Source organism: Streptomyces xylophagus, from assembly GCF_000716435.1.
In the GTDB taxonomy this organism is placed as follows: Bacteria; Actinomycetota; Actinomycetes; order Streptomycetales; family Streptomycetaceae; genus Streptomyces; species Streptomyces xylophagus.
In genome coordinates this window covers 32,437-47,417 of record NZ_JNWO01000036.1, presented here as the reverse complement: position 1 = coordinate 47,417, position 14,981 = coordinate 32,437, and the positions used below count along the sequence as shown (strand labels likewise).

General features: G+C 69.8%; 19 protein-coding genes, 1 tRNA gene and 1 pseudogene. 18 read left to right on the top strand and 3 right to left on the bottom strand.

What is annotated here, in order from left to right; translation table 11 throughout:
- Window positions 1–85: 85 nt before the first annotated feature.
- The 3 genes from OO70_RS45240 to OO70_RS56730 all read left to right on the top strand — a co-directional run bounded on the left by OO70_RS45240 (window position 86) and on the right by OO70_RS56730 (window position 1,342).
- On the top strand, window positions 86–763 hold the full coding sequence (locus OO70_RS45240) for an HdeD family acid-resistance protein (RefSeq protein WP_043685735.1): 678 nt from the start codon (window positions 86–88) through the stop codon (window positions 761–763).
- Between the two features lie 82 nt (window positions 764–845).
- The gene (locus OO70_RS45235) at window positions 846–1,160 is read left to right on the top strand and encodes a hypothetical protein (RefSeq protein ID WP_043685799.1); all 315 of its coding nucleotides are present in this window, start codon (window positions 846–848) and stop codon (window positions 1,158–1,160) included.
- A 59-nt stretch (window positions 1,161–1,219) separates the two neighbouring features.
- The gene (locus OO70_RS56730) at window positions 1,220–1,342 is read left to right on the top strand and encodes a hypothetical protein (RefSeq protein ID WP_267881260.1); all 123 of its coding nucleotides are present in this window, start codon (window positions 1,220–1,222) and stop codon (window positions 1,340–1,342) included.
- Window positions 1,343–1,466: 124 nt separating this feature from the next.
- Here the strand turns inward: OO70_RS56730 and OO70_RS45230 are convergent, their stop codons facing one another.
- On the bottom strand, window positions 1,467–2,975 hold the full coding sequence (locus OO70_RS45230; protein ID WP_043685732.1) for a helicase HerA-like domain-containing protein: 1,509 nt from the start codon (window positions 2,973–2,975) through the stop codon (window positions 1,467–1,469).
- 105 nt (window positions 2,976–3,080) lie between these two features.
- Here OO70_RS45230 and OO70_RS45225 point away from each other — a divergent pair, with 105 nt between their 5' ends.
- Both OO70_RS45225 and OO70_RS45220 read left to right on the top strand, forming a co-directional pair.
- The gene (locus OO70_RS45225; RefSeq protein WP_003999914.1) at window positions 3,081–3,377 is read left to right on the top strand and encodes a type II toxin-antitoxin system VapB family antitoxin; all 297 of its coding nucleotides are present in this window, start codon (window positions 3,081–3,083) and stop codon (window positions 3,375–3,377) included.
- A 149-nt stretch (window positions 3,378–3,526) separates the two neighbouring features.
- Window positions 3,527–4,147 (top strand): LytR C-terminal domain-containing protein, encoded by a 621-nt coding sequence (locus OO70_RS45220; protein WP_043685729.1) that lies wholly within the window; start codon window positions 3,527–3,529, stop codon window positions 4,145–4,147.
- Between the two features lie 116 nt (window positions 4,148–4,263).
- On the opposite strand, the gene upp is transcribed toward OO70_RS45220, so the two are convergent.
- A complete protein-coding gene (gene upp, locus OO70_RS45215) occupies window positions 4,264–4,899 on the bottom strand; it encodes a uracil phosphoribosyltransferase (RefSeq protein WP_043685796.1) in 636 nt (211 codons plus the stop codon).
- A 96-nt stretch (window positions 4,900–4,995) separates the two neighbouring features.
- Between upp and OO70_RS45210 the strand changes: the two genes are divergently transcribed.
- From OO70_RS45210 to OO70_RS45165, 10 genes and pseudogenes are all read left to right on the top strand, one after another.
- Complete coding sequence (locus OO70_RS45210) at window positions 4,996–5,190, top strand: hypothetical protein (RefSeq protein ID WP_043685727.1); 195 nt, start codon at window positions 4,996–4,998, stop codon at window positions 5,188–5,190.
- A gap of 243 nt (window positions 5,191–5,433) precedes the next feature.
- Window positions 5,434–5,982, top strand: coding sequence for a tRNA adenosine deaminase-associated protein (locus OO70_RS45205; RefSeq protein ID WP_043685725.1), 549 nt, complete (start codon window positions 5,434–5,436; stop codon window positions 5,980–5,982).
- Between the two features lie 56 nt (window positions 5,983–6,038).
- Window positions 6,039–6,470 carry a tRNA adenosine(34) deaminase TadA gene (tadA, locus tag OO70_RS45200; protein ID WP_043685723.1) on the top strand — a complete coding sequence of 144 codons (432 nt, stop codon included), beginning with the start codon at window positions 6,039–6,041 and terminating at the stop codon, window positions 6,468–6,470.
- 45 nt (window positions 6,471–6,515) lie between these two features.
- Window positions 6,516–6,600 (top strand) — tRNA-Ser (locus OO70_RS45195).
- A gap of 122 nt (window positions 6,601–6,722) precedes the next feature.
- A complete protein-coding gene (locus OO70_RS55600) occupies window positions 6,723–6,899 on the top strand; it encodes a hypothetical protein (protein ID WP_043685720.1) in 177 nt (58 codons plus the stop codon).
- Between the two features lie 34 nt (window positions 6,900–6,933).
- Window positions 6,934–7,227, top strand: coding sequence for a Dabb family protein (locus tag OO70_RS45185; protein ID WP_043685718.1), 294 nt, complete (start codon window positions 6,934–6,936; stop codon window positions 7,225–7,227).
- Window positions 7,228–7,370: 143 nt separating this feature from the next.
- A complete protein-coding gene (locus tag OO70_RS45180; protein WP_078651816.1) occupies window positions 7,371–8,243 on the top strand; it encodes an RNA polymerase sigma factor SigF in 873 nt (290 codons plus the stop codon).
- Window positions 8,244–8,511: 268 nt separating this feature from the next.
- A complete protein-coding gene (locus tag OO70_RS45175) occupies window positions 8,512–9,402 on the top strand; it encodes an RNA polymerase sigma factor SigF (protein WP_043685712.1) in 891 nt (296 codons plus the stop codon).
- A 62-nt stretch (window positions 9,403–9,464) separates the two neighbouring features.
- Window positions 9,465–10,103 carry a hypothetical protein gene (locus OO70_RS51915; RefSeq protein ID WP_043685709.1) on the top strand — a complete coding sequence of 213 codons (639 nt, stop codon included), beginning with the start codon at window positions 9,465–9,467 and terminating at the stop codon, window positions 10,101–10,103.
- 4 nt (window positions 10,104–10,107) lie between these two features.
- Window positions 10,108–10,569 (top strand): annotated as a pseudogene (locus tag OO70_RS45165) (GNAT family N-acetyltransferase); the annotation flags it as partial.
- Window positions 10,570–10,596: 27 nt separating this feature from the next.
- On the opposite strand, the gene OO70_RS45160 reads toward OO70_RS45165, so the two are convergent.
- Window positions 10,597–10,800: a hypothetical protein gene (locus tag OO70_RS45160; RefSeq protein WP_043685704.1), complete on the bottom strand. Its 204-nt coding sequence runs from the start codon at window positions 10,798–10,800 to the stop codon at window positions 10,597–10,599.
- Between the two features lie 199 nt (window positions 10,801–10,999).
- On the opposite strand from OO70_RS45160, the gene OO70_RS45155 reads away from it, so the two are divergent.
- The 3 genes from OO70_RS45155 (at window position 11,000) to OO70_RS45145 (ending at window position 14,979) form a co-directional block, all read left to right on the top strand.
- Window positions 11,000–11,515, top strand: coding sequence for a MarR family winged helix-turn-helix transcriptional regulator (locus OO70_RS45155; RefSeq protein ID WP_043685702.1), 516 nt, complete (start codon window positions 11,000–11,002; stop codon window positions 11,513–11,515).
- Window positions 11,516–11,536: 21 nt separating this feature from the next.
- Entirely contained in the window at window positions 11,537–14,062 is a 2,526-nt protein-coding gene (locus tag OO70_RS45150; RefSeq protein WP_078651815.1) for an MFS transporter, read from the top strand.
- Between the two features lie 95 nt (window positions 14,063–14,157).
- Window positions 14,158–14,979, top strand: coding sequence for a YceI family protein (locus OO70_RS45145; protein WP_043685697.1), 822 nt, complete (start codon window positions 14,158–14,160; stop codon window positions 14,977–14,979).
- Window positions 14,980–14,981 lie beyond the last annotated feature (2 nt).

Sequence of the window (14,981 nt, the reverse complement as noted above, 5' to 3'; positions counted from 1 at the left end):
CGCGCAGGCCACCGCGTCGGCCACCGCGTCAGCCAGGTGGCCCGCCCCGGTGGCGGGCCGTCGCCGCCCGGTCAAACCATGGACCATGACCGAGGCACCGAGCGGCCCCTCCCGGGGCCCGGAGTTCGACGACCGCCGCGCCCACGACGCGAGCGCCCCGCGCGACGTGCGGGAACGAGAACGTGAACGAGACCTGGACCTCGAAGGCCCCCTGCACGCCCTGTCCAAGGCCGCCTGGCAGGTCGTCCTGCTCACCGGCGTCGCGTCCCTGATCCTGGGCGTCCTGGTCCTGGTGTGGCCGGGCGCGTCCCTCTTCGCGGCCGGCATCCTCTTCGGCGTCTACCTCCTGATCAGCGGCATCTTCCAGCTGGTCTCCGCGTTCGGCACCCACCGGGCGACCTCGCTGCGCGTGCTGGCGTTCATCAGCGGCGCGCTGTCGATCGTGCTGGGCCTGTTCTGCTTCCGCGGCCCGATGCAGTCGATCCTGTTGCTCGCCCTGTGGATCGGCATCGGCTGGCTGATCCGCGGCATCACCCAGACCCTGGCCGCCGCCTCCGACCCGAACATGCCCGCCCGCGGCTGGCAGATCTTCCTCGGCGTCGTCACGTTCATCGCCGGCATCGTCCTGATCGACTCCCCCTTCCGCTCGGTCGCCGTCCTCACCCTCGTCGGCGGCATCTGGCTGGTCGCGGTCGGCGTCGTCGAGATCATCACGGCGATCCGGATGAAGGGTCGGGCGGAGAAGATCCCGGCCGCCCTGTGACGACGACGGCCCCTACTCCATGTGGGCGTATCTCGCTCCGGACGCGATGAACGTCGTAGCACCGCAGGGCAGATTGACCCCCGTGAGCCCCGCACAAAACCTCCCCCGCAGCCACACCTGGCTGCGGGCCCTCGTGCTGCTCCTCGCCCTGCTGGTACCGGGCACGCACACCGAGGCGCGCGCGACCCCGGTCGCCTCCTCCGTCGAGACGACCATCGAGTACGACGTCCTCGACGCGGCCGCTGCCCTACGGCCCCCGTCCCTCACCGTCCGGCGGCCCACCGCACCCCTGCGCCCGGCCCCGGCGCCCGGTGTCCCCGCGCGCCGCCGTCTCCCCGCTCCGCCCGAGCCGTCGTACACCCTGAGTGCCCTGCGCACGGTGGTCCTGCGCTGCTGACCGACCGGCCGTCCTCACCAGGTCAGTCATTCAGTCGGTACGACGCGAGGAACACAGCCATGCCCATCGACCCGTACACGGTCCTGCGCGCCCTGCTGCGCGCGGAGGCCGTCCGCAACGCGCCGAAGACGGAGATCCGCCGACCCGAACCCCAACAGCCCCCGAAGGAACAGGAACGCTGAGCGAGTCAGACGAATGGCTGCGGTTCCCCGTGCCCCAAAGGGGCGCGGGGAACCGCGCGCCCAGCCACAACGGCGCCGCGGCCAACCGACAACGCTCGCCCCCCTTCCGGCTTCCAGCGGAGCGCTACCTCTTCCGCCGGGCCGTGCCGAACAGCGAGCGGGTGATCTCGCGGCCGATCTGGGTGCCGACGGAGCGCGCCAGGGACTTGAACATGCCGCTGCCGACGACCTGTTGGACCATCGACTCGTCCTCCTTGGGAGCCGACTTGGCAGCCGCCTTCGGTGTCTCCTGCGGCTGAGGCCGTGACGCCAACTTCTCGTACGCCGACTCTCTGTCCACAGCCTGTGCGTAACGGCCGTAGAGCGACGAGGACTTGACCGCCGCGTCGAGGGTCGCCGCGTCGATCGGGCCCATCAGGGACTCGGGGGCGCGGAGGCGGGTGACGGCGACCGGGGTCGGGGCGCCGTTCTCGCTGAGGACGGTGACGACGGCCTCCCCTGTGCCGAGGCCCGTGAGGATCTCCTCCAGGTCGTAGGAGGAGTTCGGGAAGGTTTTCACCGTTGCCTTCAACGCCTTCTGGTCGTCGGGGGTGAAGGCGCGCAGCGCGTGCTGGACGCGGTTGCCGAGCTGGGCCAGGACGTCGCCGGGTACGTCCTTCGGGGTCTGCGTCACGAAGAAGACGCCGACCCCTTTCGAGCGAATCAGGCGGACGGTCTGCGTGATGGAGTCCAGGAAGGCCTTGGAGGCGTCGTTGAAGAGCAGATGCGCCTCGTCGAAGAAGAAGACGAGCTTCGGCTTGTCGGCGTCTCCGACCTCCGGGAGGTCGTGGAAGAGGTCGGCGAGCAGCCACATCAGGAAGGTCGAGAAGAGCTGCGGTTTGTCCTGGACGGCGGGGAGTTCGAGGACGGAGACCATGCCCCGGCCGTCCGACGCCGTGCGCAGCAGCTCGCTCGTGTCGAACTCGGGCTCGCCGAAGAAGTCGGCCATGCCCTGCGCCTCGAACGCGGTGAGGGAGCGCAGGATCACGCCGGCCGTGGCGGTCGACAGGCCGCCGATGTTCTTCAGTTCCGTCTTGCCCTCGTCCGAGGTGAGGAAGGTGACGACGGCCCGCAGGTCCTTGAGGTCGATCAGCTCCAGGCCCTTGGTGTCGGCGTAGTGGAAGATCAGGCCGAGGGACTGCTCCTGGGTCTGGTTGAGCTGGAGCACCTTGGACAGCAGCACCGGGCCGAAGCCGGTGATCGTGGCCCGGACCGGGATGCCGTGGCCGATCCCGCCGAGGGCGTAGAACTCCGCCGGGAAGCCGGTCGCCGTCCACTGTTGCCTCACCTCGGCGGCCCGCCCCGCGACCTTGTCGTTCGCCACGCCCGGCGCCGAGATGCCCGACACATCGCCCTTCACATCCGCGAGGAACACCGGCACACCCTGCGCCGAGAGCTGCTCGGCGATGAGCTGGAGCGTCTTGGTCTTGCCGGTGCCGGTGGCGCCCGCGACCAGGCCGTGGCGGTTGAGCATCGGGAGGGGGATGCGGATCTGCGCGTCGGGCAGCGGGGCCCCGTCCCAGAGCAGGGCGCCCAGATCGAGTGCAGGTCCTGTGAAGGCGTACCCGGCGGCGATCGTCTCGCTGTCACTCATATCAGGCCCCTGTTCCCTTTTTGCCCGCCTTTGCGGCATCTTTTCCAGCGTCGCACTCCGTCTCCATGGCTGCGCCCGGAACGTCATGACCGGTAGGCTTTCCGTGTGATCTTCAAGCGCATCGGAAACGGCCGGCCGTACCCCGACCACGGCCGGGAAAGCACCCGGCAGTGGGCGGATGTCGCGCCGCGCCCGGTCCGCCTCGATCAACTCGTGACGACCAAGGGCCAGCTCGACCTCGAAACCCTCCTCGCCGAGGACTCGACCTTCTACGGCGACCTCTTCGCGCACGTCGTGAAGTGGCAGGGCGACCTGTACCTGGAGGACGGCCTGCACCGCGCGGTCCGCGCCGCGCTGCAGCAGCGCCAGGTGCTCCACGCGCGCGTCCTCGAGCTGGACTGAGCCGCACGCTCATCGAGCCCCGAACGGCTGCCTTCTGGTAAGCCGTTCGCCCTTTCGGGTTGGTCTCGGCGCTGTCGAATGATCATCTAGTAGGCATCGTCGCCCGGGCGCACTACGCTGCGCTCATGAGCATGCTGACTCCCCCAGGCATGGGCGGCCAGTACCGGATCACGGGGGACAAATACCCGCGCATGCGCCGTCCGCGGCGTCGCGGGAGGCTCGTCCTCATGATGGTCGCGTCCGTCGCCGTCCTGGGTGTGGGCGGGTGGGGCACGTTGCAGCTCATCGACGTCTTCACCGGTGGCGGCAAGCAGGCCGCGGCGGCCGGTCCCAAGGCCGACTGCGCGACCAAGGCGAGCCCCTCACCGAGTACGGCCCTCGTGCCGAAGCCGGCCCAGATCACCGTGAACGTCTACAACGCCACGCCCCGCAGCGGCCTCGCCAAGTCGACCGCCGACGAACTCAAGAAGCGCGGCTTCAAGATCGGCGACGTGGGCAACGCGTCCGCGCAGTGGGACAAGAAGGTCAAGGGCACGGGCGTACTGCTCGGCCCCGCCGCCTCCCTCGACACCTCGCTGCCCGTCCTCGCCACCCAGCTGACCGGCGCCGAGCGCCGCACCGAGGCCACCCGCAAGGGCACCACCGTCGACCTGATCATCGGCACCGCCTTCAAGGACCTCACGGCGAAGGCGGCCGCCGACAAGGCCCTGGCCGCGCTGAGCGGGCCCGCCGCACCGACGTCCACCGCTTCACCGAAGGCGTGCTCGTAGCCGTACGGGAGCAGCCGTAGGACAACACGCGCACCCACCCGTACGGCAGGTAAGAGCCGTACGGGAATCGGGTGTTGATCGGGTGCCGAGCCGGTCTTACTCGGCCTTACCCGGTCTTACTCGGCCGCCCCGTACAGCCGGTCGCCCGCGTCGCCCAGGCCCGGGACGATGTAGCCGTGCTCGTTCAGGCGCTCGTCGACCGAGGCCGTCACGACCGTCACCGGGGTGCCCGCCAGCTCGCGCTCCATGATCTCGACGCCCTCGGGGGCGGCGAGCAGCACCACGGCGGTCACGTCGTCGGCGCCGCGCTTGATCAGCTCGCGGATCGCGGCGACCAGGGTGCCGCCGGTGGCCAGCATCGGGTCGAGGACGTACACCTGGCGGCCGGAGAGGTCCTCCGGCATGCGCGTGGCGTACGTGGAGGCCTGGAGCGTCTCCTCGTTGCGCACCATGCCCATGAAGCCGACCTCGGCCGAGGGCAGCAGCCGGACCATGCCGTCCAGCATGCCGAGGCCGGCCCGCAGGATCGGCACGACCAGGGGGCGCGGGTAGGACAGCTTGACGCCGGTGGTCGGGGCGACCGGCGTCGTGATGTCGACCTGTTCGGTGCGCACGTCGCGCGTGGCCTCGTAGGCGAGCAGGGTGACCAGCTCGTCGGCGAGGCGGCGGAAGGTCGCGGAGTCGGTGCGCTGGTCGCGCAGCGTGGTGAGCTTGTGGGCGACCAGGGGGTGGTCGACGACGTGGAGACGCATGTCCACAACAGTAGCCGCCACTCCGTACCTGCTCGCGCTGGCATCAAACCGCCCGTCCGGGGGAAAGTGGGAGGGACGGAACGGGGTGGTGAACCGATGCCTGACCGTGAGTCCCACGAGGACCCGTCACAGCGCGACAGCCGGGAGAGCGATGCCGAGCGCAGGCGGCGCCGGGCACAGTTCCTGCGGGAACTGACCGAGGCGCGCGAGCTGCGCGACCGCGTCCAGCCCCGCCGCGCCAAGGCCGCACGGCTGCGCCACGCCATGCGTATGCGCACGTTCCGCTGGTGACTGAGGCCTGTCTCACAGGACCTTGTAAGGCCAACCGGGTGCGTGTGCACGGCGATCGCCGCGTACGATCCCGCTGGTGGTCGATCAAAACGGGCGGACACAGGGAGCCGAAGACGTCCCCTGATCGCCTTGTTTCTGCCACGATTCCGAGTGGGTGGGGCTCGGAGCACGAGCTCTCCCCGCCCGCAACCTCCGCCGGGGGGACCCCCAACCGGCACACCTATGACCAGTGGGAGAGTCACGGTGTACTTCGCCGCACTGCTCGCGCGCACCGAAGACGGGTGGGAAGCGAGCGACACAGAGCTCGACGATGTCGAGAGCCTGTCGGATCTGGCCGAACTGGCCCGTGAAGCCTCGCCCGAGGACGACACGGTGCTGGTGCTCATCGAGCAGGAGGACGCCTGGTTCGGCGTCGTCCGCATCGACGGCGAGGACGACCCTCGGATCTACGTCTCGGACGCAGCTGCCGCAGCCCGCAGCTCGTACGGCGAGATCCTGCTCACCGACGAGCTGCTCGGACGGGATCCGGACGACGACGATGACGTCGATCTGGACTCCCTCGACCTCGACGGTACTGAGGACGGTGATCCTCAGAGGGAGGACGAGGAGGACGACGACGAGGCCGGCACCTCCTCGGCCGAGGCCGTTCCGCACAGCCCCGTCGGTGACAGCCAGATCCTCGACGACCTGGGCGTCGGCGAGAAGGAGCTGCGGCTCCTCGACGCGGACGACGCGCTGAGCTCCATCGCCGAGGCCCTGGGGGCCTCGGAGGTCCTGGAGACCGTCCGCTGACCACAGCACGCACAGAAGGGACTCCGGACCCGGTACGCGACCGCTGGCGGGCCGCGATGCGGCTCGCCCTGGACGAGGCCGGAGCGGCCGCCCGGGGCGGCGACGTCCCGGTCGGCGCGGTCGTACTGTCCCCGGACGGTACGACCGTGCTCGCCACCGGGCACAACGAACGCGAGGCCACCGGCGATCCGACGGCGCACGCCGAGGTTCTCGCGATCCGCAGGGCCGCCGCTCAACTCGGTGAGTGGCGACTGTCGGGCTGCACGCTCGTCGTCACCCTCGAGCCCTGCACGATGTGCGCGGGCGCGCTGGTGCAGTCCCGGGTCGACCGGGTCGTCTACGGCGCCCGCGACGAGAAGGCCGGCGCGGCCGGCTCGCTCTTCGACGTCGTACGGGACCGGCGGCTCAACCACCGCCCCGAGGTGATCGGGGGCGTCCTCGCGGACGACTGCGCGCGCCTGCTCACGGAGTTCTTCCGGGACCGCTGATTATCGATTTCAAACCACGCCCCACCTTGTTGTAAGGTCTCTCTCGGTAGCGTGTCCGAGCGGCCGAAGGAGCTCGCCTCGAAAGCGAGTGTGGCGCAAGTCACCGAGGGTTCAAATCCCTCCGCTACCGCTTCTGGAGGGCCCCGTCGAAAGACGGGGCCCTTCGTGCGTAGATCCAAAAGCGGGCGTGAAGGTTACACTCACCGCCGGCAACAGGGGGCCCACGGGCACGAATTCACAGGGGAGGCCGCGATGGCGGTGAACGCGAAGAAGATCGCCGTCTATTTGCTCGTGGTCTTCGCGCTGTACGTGATCATCACGGACCCGTCCAAGGCGGCCGACTACGTCCAGATAGGCTTCGAGGGCATATCGGACGCCGCGAAGGCCATCGGCGACTTCATGACCTGGCTGGCCGACGGGGCGAAGTAGCCAAAGCAGCCAACTACCCACCAGGAGCGCGCAGATGATCCGGCACCTCGTCCTCTTCAAGCTCAACGAGGGCGTCGAGCGCGACGACCCGCGCGTCGTGGCCGGGGTCGAGGCCTTCCGCCCGCTCGGCGACCTGATCGAGGAACTGCGCTTCTGGGAGCTGGGCTGGAACATCAGCGACCGCCCCATCGCCTACGACTTCGCGATCAACTCGGCGGTCGACGACGCGGACGCCCTGAAGCGGTACGTCGAGCACCCCGCGCACCAGGCGGGCGTCGTGCTGTGGCGCGAGTTCGCCACGTGGGTGATCGCCGACTACGAAGTCTGAGACCTCCTTTTCAACAGCCCTCCGCCGGAACGGCGGAGGGCTGTTTTGCGTCTTATGAACCAATTTGCCAGTCAACACGGCGTAACACGGTGATATGCGGTGCTTGCACACAGTGCACATGTGTTGTGATGCTATGACCGCTATTGACGGATGAGTTGACCGATGAAGAGGTGGCGTTGACCGTGTCGGCCAGTACTGCGCCGCCCCAGGAAGTCACGGAAGTCACGGAAGCCCCGCCGGCCGCGCCCCGCAGCCGCGGCGCCGACACCCGGGCCCTCACCCAGGTGCTGTTCGGCCAGCTCAAGGGGCTCCAGCCGGGTACGCCGGAGCACAACCGGGTGCGCGGGGCGCTCATCGAGGCGAACCTCCCGCTCGTGCGCTACGCCGCCGCCCGCTTCCGCTCCCGCAACGAGCCGATGGAGGACGTCGTCCAGGTCGGCACCATCGGTCTGATCAACGCCATCGACCGCTTTGACCCGGACCGGGGCGTGCAGTTCCCGACCTTCGCGATGCCGACGGTCATCGGCGAGATCAAGCGGTACTTCCGCGACAACGTCCGCACGGTGCACGTCCCGCGCCGGCTGCACGAGCTGTGGGTGCAGGTCAACGCGGCGACCGAGGACCTGACGACCGCCTTCGGGCGCACCCCCACGACCGCCGAGATCGCCGAGCGGCTGCGCATCGGCGAGGACGAGGTGCTGTCCTGCATCGAGGCCGGCCGGTCGTACCACGCGACCTCCCTGGAGGCCGCCCAGGAGGGCGACGGACTGCCCGGGCTCCTCGACCGGCTCGGCTACGAGGACCCGGCCCTGGACGGCGTGGAACACCGCGATCTGGTCCGGCATCTGCTCGTCCAACTCCCGGAACGCGAACAGAGAATCCTGCTCCTGCGCTACTACAGCAATCTCACCCAGTCGCAGATCAGCGCCGAACTCGGTGTCTCCCAGATGCACGTCTCTCGGCTACTCGCGCGTAGCTTCCAGCGACTGCGCTCCGCGAACCGCATCGAGGCATAACCGAAAGCGCGAGCGAGCTGTCACCGTTACGAACGAATCGCTCACCAGGCCGCTTCCCGGCGGTTCTGCGCTGAAAAGCCGTCAGACCCCCTTTTTCCAGGGCTGTTTCGTAACAGACAAGTCGACATGTCACTACAGCGTGTTGCCGACATGTGACATTCTGCGGGAAGCGCGTTTGCCGTGGCCCAGGCTCCGGTATTCAGGTGAAGGCACCGCTCCCCAGACGGGGGCGATCGCCGCGACCGTCCCGCGACCCAAAGGGGGTGGCATGTCCGCAGACCAGGGCAGCTCGAAGGTGCTCACGCTCACCAAGAGCGAGGCTGAGCCCGCACTCGACGCCGTTACGGTCCTCGAGGCCGTACCCGCCGTACCGGCCCCGGCCCTCCCGACCACGGGAGCAATCGACACCCGCACCCTGTCCCGCTCCCTCTTCCTGCGGCTCGCCGCACTCGACGAGAACAGCCCCGAGCGTGGTTACGTCCGGGACACCCTCATCGAGCTCAATCTCCCGCTGGTGCGTTACGCCTCCGCGCGTTTCCGCTCCCGCAACGAGCCGATGGAGGACATCGTCCAGGTCGGCACGATCGGTCTGATCAAGGCGATCGACCGCTTCGACTGCGAACGCGGGGTGGAGTTCCCGACGTTCGCGATGCCGACCGTCGTGGGTGAGATCAAGCGCTTCTTCCGCGACACGTCGTGGTCGGTGCGCGTCCCGCGTCGCCTGCAGGAGCTGCGGCTGGCCCTGACGAAGGCCAGCGACGAGCTCTCCCAGAAGCTGGACCGGTCCCCGACCGTCCCCGAACTCGCCGCGGTCCTGGGCGTGTCCGAGGAGGACGTCGTCGACGGCCTCGCGGTCGGCAACGCCTACACGGCCTCCTCGCTCGACTCCCCGGCCCCCGAGGACGACGGCGGCGAGGGCTCCCTCGCGGACCGCCTCGGCTACGAGGACACGGCCCTGGAGGGCGTGGAGTACCGCGAGTCCCTCAAGCCCCTCCTGGCCAAACTCCCGCCCCGCGAGCGCCGGATCATCATGCTGCGCTTCTTCGCCAACATGACCCAGTCGCAGATCGGCGAGGAGGTCGGCATCTCCCAGATGCACGTCTCCCGGCTCCTCACGCGCACCCTGTCCACCCTGCGCGAGGGCCTCATCTCCGACTGAGTCCCCTCCTGAACCCGCCGCCAAGGGTTCCTATTTGACGGAGTGTCAGCCACCATGGCGCGATGCTTCGTTCGACATGGACAACTGGCCGCCGAGGCGCCCTGCTGGGCGCGTCGGCGGCCGTCGTCTGCGTGACGCTGGCCGCGTGCGGGGGCGGCGGCGACGGCGGTTACGCGGCGGTCGGCCCACCCCGCCCATCGGCTACGGCGGCCCGCCCGACCGGCAGCGTCACACTGGTCCCGCTCGACGCCCCGACGTCGTCCGCCGCCAGCAAGTCACCTGACGGCAGCGGGACTTCGACTCCCACCCCGGCCCCTTCGTCCCCGGGCGCCAAGTCCGGCCGTAGCAGCGCGCATGTGTCGTCAGCGCCCCCAACCGCCGTTCCTACGGCGGCTCCCGCCGCTCTCAGTTGGAGCACCCCGGCCCGCAAGCCCACGGACCGCCGCTGGTGCGAGGACGTCACCCTGAACTTCCACAACTCCGGCGGCACAGCGGTCCGTTCGGGCACGGTGACCCTCGGGACACACATCATCGGAGCCCTCGGGATCGACTGGGCGACGATCGAGTCCACCGAGCGGCTTCCCGTGCCGATCGCGGCCGGCGCACGCAAAGACCACACCTGGACCGTGTGCGTCGACGCGTGGCGAGTGCCGTGGGGGATGCACATCGAGACGCGGGACGTGTCGGTCGAGTGGCGGTAGGGCTGTCGATAGGCTCCCCGCCATGGACGTTCAGGTCGAGGTCGTACGCGAGGCGACCCAGGAACTCGTGGACGCGTTCGGCCGGTTGCTACCGCAGCTGTCCTCCACGGCCCCGCCACTGGACCGGGCGGCAGTCGAGCGGCTGGTCTCGAGCGCAACGAACACCGTGCTGATCGCGCGAGCGGAGGGCACCGTCGTCGGCACCCTGACGCTGGTGCTGTTCCCGGTGCCGTCGGGGTTGCGCGGGCGCGTCGAGGACGTGGTCGTCGACAGCGCGGCCCGGGGACGGGGGATCGCCGCGCTGCTGACGAACGAGGCGTTGCGGATCGCCCGGGAGGCCGGTGCCCGGACCGTCGATCTCACCTCGCGGCCGGACCGCGTCGTGGCGAACCGGCTGTACGAGCGGCTCGGTTTCCGGTCCCGGGAGTCGACGGTCTACCGGTTCCCCATGGAGCCGGACCGGTAGACCGGCGGGTGAGTGAAGCGGTCGGTGCTACATGAAGGCCAGGTAGGCCACCGCCGCCACGACCAGTACGGCGACGACGACGCCGACGATCAGACCGACGCGGGGTCCGGCCGAAGCCGTGGGCGCGGCCTGCTGCCGGCCGCCCTGGGGGGTCTCGTCGACGAAGGCACGGAACATCTGGGTGCTGCCGGCGGGGTCGTAGTTGCCCTCGGGGCCCTGGGTGTTTGCCATGGGCCGAGACACTAGCGAATCCCCGGGTGACACCCAAGTGCGGGGCCTCGAACGGCCACTCCCACCTGTGGGTTTACTTTCGACAATGCTTGCCTTTGCCAACTTTTTATGCCGTACCCACCCCGTTTTATTTGCCTGTAGCAACCAACCTCTCTTATGGTTGCCCTAAGCAACGAACATGGCCCTTACAGGAGGTGTGATGGCCGAACGGACGCAGTACGAGGAGCTGATGCGTCAGTTCAGCGCCTTCGGCGCCGTGCGCAGGGAGCTGGGGCGGATCATGCCGTCGGACTGCCCCGGCGGATCCGCGGCCGTCCTCACCCTGCTCGACCGGTACGGCGACATGCGGATGAGCAGGCTCGCGGAACTGCTCTCCGTCGACATGTCCGTGACCAGCCGCCATGTCGCCCACGTCGTCGACCGGGGCTGGATCGAACGGTCCCCCGACCCCGCCGACAAGCGCTCCCGCATCCTGCGCCTCACCCCCGGCGGCCGGGCCCAGGTGGCCGAACTCTCCCGCCGGACCGCCCAGTTGCTCGCCGACCGGCTGAGCGACTGGAGCGACGAGGAGGTCGGGCAGCTGATCCGGCTGATGGCCCGGCTCCGCGCCGACTTCGGCGACTGCCGTACCGCGGCGCCCCGTCACGCCGAAACCCCCCACACCTCCCACTCCCCCCACCACGAACTCGAACACACCACCCGTACACCCGCATAAGCACGGAAGAAAAGGAAGCCCATGGCAACGACCACACCAGCCGGTGTGCGGGCTCACGCCAAGCACGGAGGGGGATCGCCCGCGGCCCCCGACGGCGCGCCGATGACGCACCGGCAGATCATGGAGGCGCTGTCCGGGCTGCTGCTCGGCCTGTTCGCCGCGATCATCTCGTCGACCATCGTCACCAACGCCCTGCCGACCATCATCGGCAGCCTGGGCGGCGGCCAGGAGGCCTACACCTGGGTCGTCACCGCGGCCCTGCTCTCCATGACGGCCTCGGTGCCGCTGTGGGGCAAGATGGCCGACCTGGTCAGCAAGAAGGCCCTGGTCCAGATATCCCTGGTCATCTACATCATCGGCTCGGTCGTCGCCGGTCTCGCGCAGAACCCGGCGATGCTGATCGGCGCCCGTGTCATCCAGGGCCTCGGCGCCGGCGGTCTCTCCGCCCTCGTCCAGGTCGTGATGGCCGCGATGATCTCCCCGCGCGAGCGCGGCCGGTACTCCGGCTACACCGGCGCCACCTTCGCGGTCGCGACCGTCGGCGGTCCGCTGCTCGGCGGTGTGATCACCGACACCTCGTGGCTCGGCTGGCGCTACTGCCTGTTCGTCGGCATCCCCTTCGCGCTGATCGCGCTGGTCGTGCTGCAGAAGACGCTGCACCTCCCGGTCGCCAAGCGGAAGGTCAAGGTCGACTGGACCGGCGCGTTCTTCATCACCGCCGCCGCCTCGCTGCTGCTGGTGTGGGTGACCTTCGCCGACGACAAGTACGACTGGCTGTCCTGGCAGACGTACACGATGGTGGGCGGCACGTTCGTGCTGGCGCTCCTGTTCGTGTTCACCGAGACCCGGGCGAGCGAGCCGATCATCCCGCTGCGCCTGTTCCGCAACCGCACGGTCTCCCTCGCCTCGCTGGCCTCCCTGTTCGTCGGCGTCGGCATGTACTCGGGCACCGTCTTCTTCTCCCAGTACTTCCAGCTCGCCCGCGACAAGTCCCCGACGATGTCCGGCGTCATGACGATCCCGATGATCGGCGGCCTGTTCGTCGCGTCGATGGTCTCCGGCCGCTTCATCACCAAGACCGGCCGCTGGAAGGGCTGGCTGGTCGCCGGCGGTCTCTTCCTCACCGTCGGTCTGGGCCTGCTCGGTCTGATGCGCTACGACACCCCGTACTGGGAACTGTCCATCTACATGGCCCTGTTGGGCATCGGCGTCGGCACGATGATGCAGAACCTGGTCCTGTCCACGCAGAACCAGGTCACCCCGAAGGACCTCGGCGCCGCCTCCTCCACGGTGAGCTTTTTCCGGTCCCTCGGCGGCGCGGTAGGCGTCGGTGTGCTCGGCTCGGTCATGTCCGGCCGGATCACGCACTACGCCAAGGACACCGTCACGTCCCTGGACCCGCAGTCGCAGGCCGCCGCCGTGAAGGCCGTCGGCAGCAGCGCCCTCCCCGACATGGACGCCCTCCCGAGCACGGTCCGCACCTGGCTGGAGAGCGCCTACGGCCACGGCATCGCCGATGTCTTCCTGTACGCGGCGCCCTTCGCGCTCATCGCCTTCGTCGTCGTGATGTTCATCAAGGAGGTCCCGCTGCGGACGTCCGGCGGGCTGGCGCAGGCCGCCGAAGAGGCCGTAGGTGTGCTGGACGCGGCCGAGGTTCCGGCGCCGGCCCAGGAGAGGACGCCCAGTTGGGCGGCCGAAGGCACCGAGCAACTCGCCGCCGTGGCAACGGTGGTGGGAGAGGAGACCGCACCCGTGACCGCATCCGACTCCACACCCGTCTCGGGTGGGATTCCCGTCCGCGGCTTCGTCCGGGGCGCCGAGAGCGCGCCCGTCCCGCAGGCCGCCGTCACGCTGATCTCCCTCGGGGGACGCCAGTTGGGCCGCTCGGTCACGCAGACGGACGGCTCCTACGCGCTGGAGGCGCCGAGCGTCGGCTCGTACGTCCTGATCGCCTCCGCCGACGGCTTCCAGCCGCAGGCGTCCACGGTCGTCGTCAACAGCGCCGAACCGGTGTCCTACGACGTGCTGTTGAGCGGCACCAGCGGCCTCAACGGCCTTGTCCGGGCCGCCGAGTCGGGCTCACCCGTCAAGGACGCGATGGTCATCGTGACGGACGTGCGCGGGGATCTGCTGGCCACCGGAACCACCGGTGAGCAGGGCGAGTTCGGCTTCGCCGAGCTGGTGCCGGGTGCCGTGACCGTCGCGGTGAACGCCGACGGGTACCGGCCGCGCGCCCTGCCCGTCGAGGTCGGCGGCACCGGCGTCACCCGGGTCGAGATCGACCTCGACTCCGGCGCCCAGGTCCTCGGCGTCGTCCGCGCCCCGCACGGCCCGCTGGCCGACGCCCGCGTCACCCTCGTGGACGCGGCGGGCAACGTGGTCGGCACCGCCACCACCGGTTCGGACGGGGCGTACGCCTTCACCGATCTGAGCGGCGGCGAGTACACGGTGATCGCGACGGGCTACCCGCCGGTCGCGACCGCCCTGACGTTGAACGGCCGCGGAGCCGACGGCCACGACATCGAACTCGCCCACCCCGGCGAGTAGTTCACCGACCCCGGCCCGTGGCGGGCGCGCGCTCCGAGCGGAGGTGCGTGCCGCCGCGGGCCGGATTCACGCGTACGGCAAGGAGTTTGAGGAACATGGGACTGACCGCGAGGATCCGTACCCGCGACGGATGGGCCGTGTCGCACGCGGTCGTCACGGTGACCGACGCGACCGGGGCGCAGGTGCTGCGGGCCGAGGCGGACGCGGAGGGGGCGGTGCGGGACGTCAACCCGCTGGCCCCCGGGCCGTACACGGTGATCGTGACCGCCGTCGGGTACGCGCCCGCCGCCGCCACCGCGATCGTCACGGCGAGCGGCCGGGCCGAGGTCGGCACGGTCACGCTGGCCCGGCAGGGCGGCACCGAACTGCCGCCGCCCGGCCCCTGGACCGTCGACCCGGCGCACTCCACGGTCGGCGCGGTCGCCCAGCACCTGGGCATCTCCAGCGTGCGCGGCCGTTTCACCGACTTCGCGGCGACGGTCGAGATCGCCCCCGACGACATCGCCAAGTCCCGTGTGGAGGCGGTCATCCGGGCCGCGTCCATCGACACCGGCAACGGCACGCGCGACGACCACCTGCGCTCGGCGGACTTCCTGGACGTGGCCCGCTGCCCGGAGATCACCTACTCCTCGACGGGCCTGACCCCGGCGGGCTCCGACCGCTGGACCGTCCACGGCGAACTGACCCTCCACGGCGTCGTACGACCCGTCGACCTCGACCTCGCCTACCTCGGCACCGGCGCCGACCCCTGGGGCGGCACTCGGGCCGCGTTCCGGGCCACCACGGAACTGCACCGCGAGGACTTCGCGATGAACTACAACCAGGTGGTCCAGGCGGGCATCGCCGCGATCGGCACGACCCTCAAGGTCGAGCTGGACATCCAGGCGGTGCAGGGGGAGTCACTGCCGCAGGCGTAACC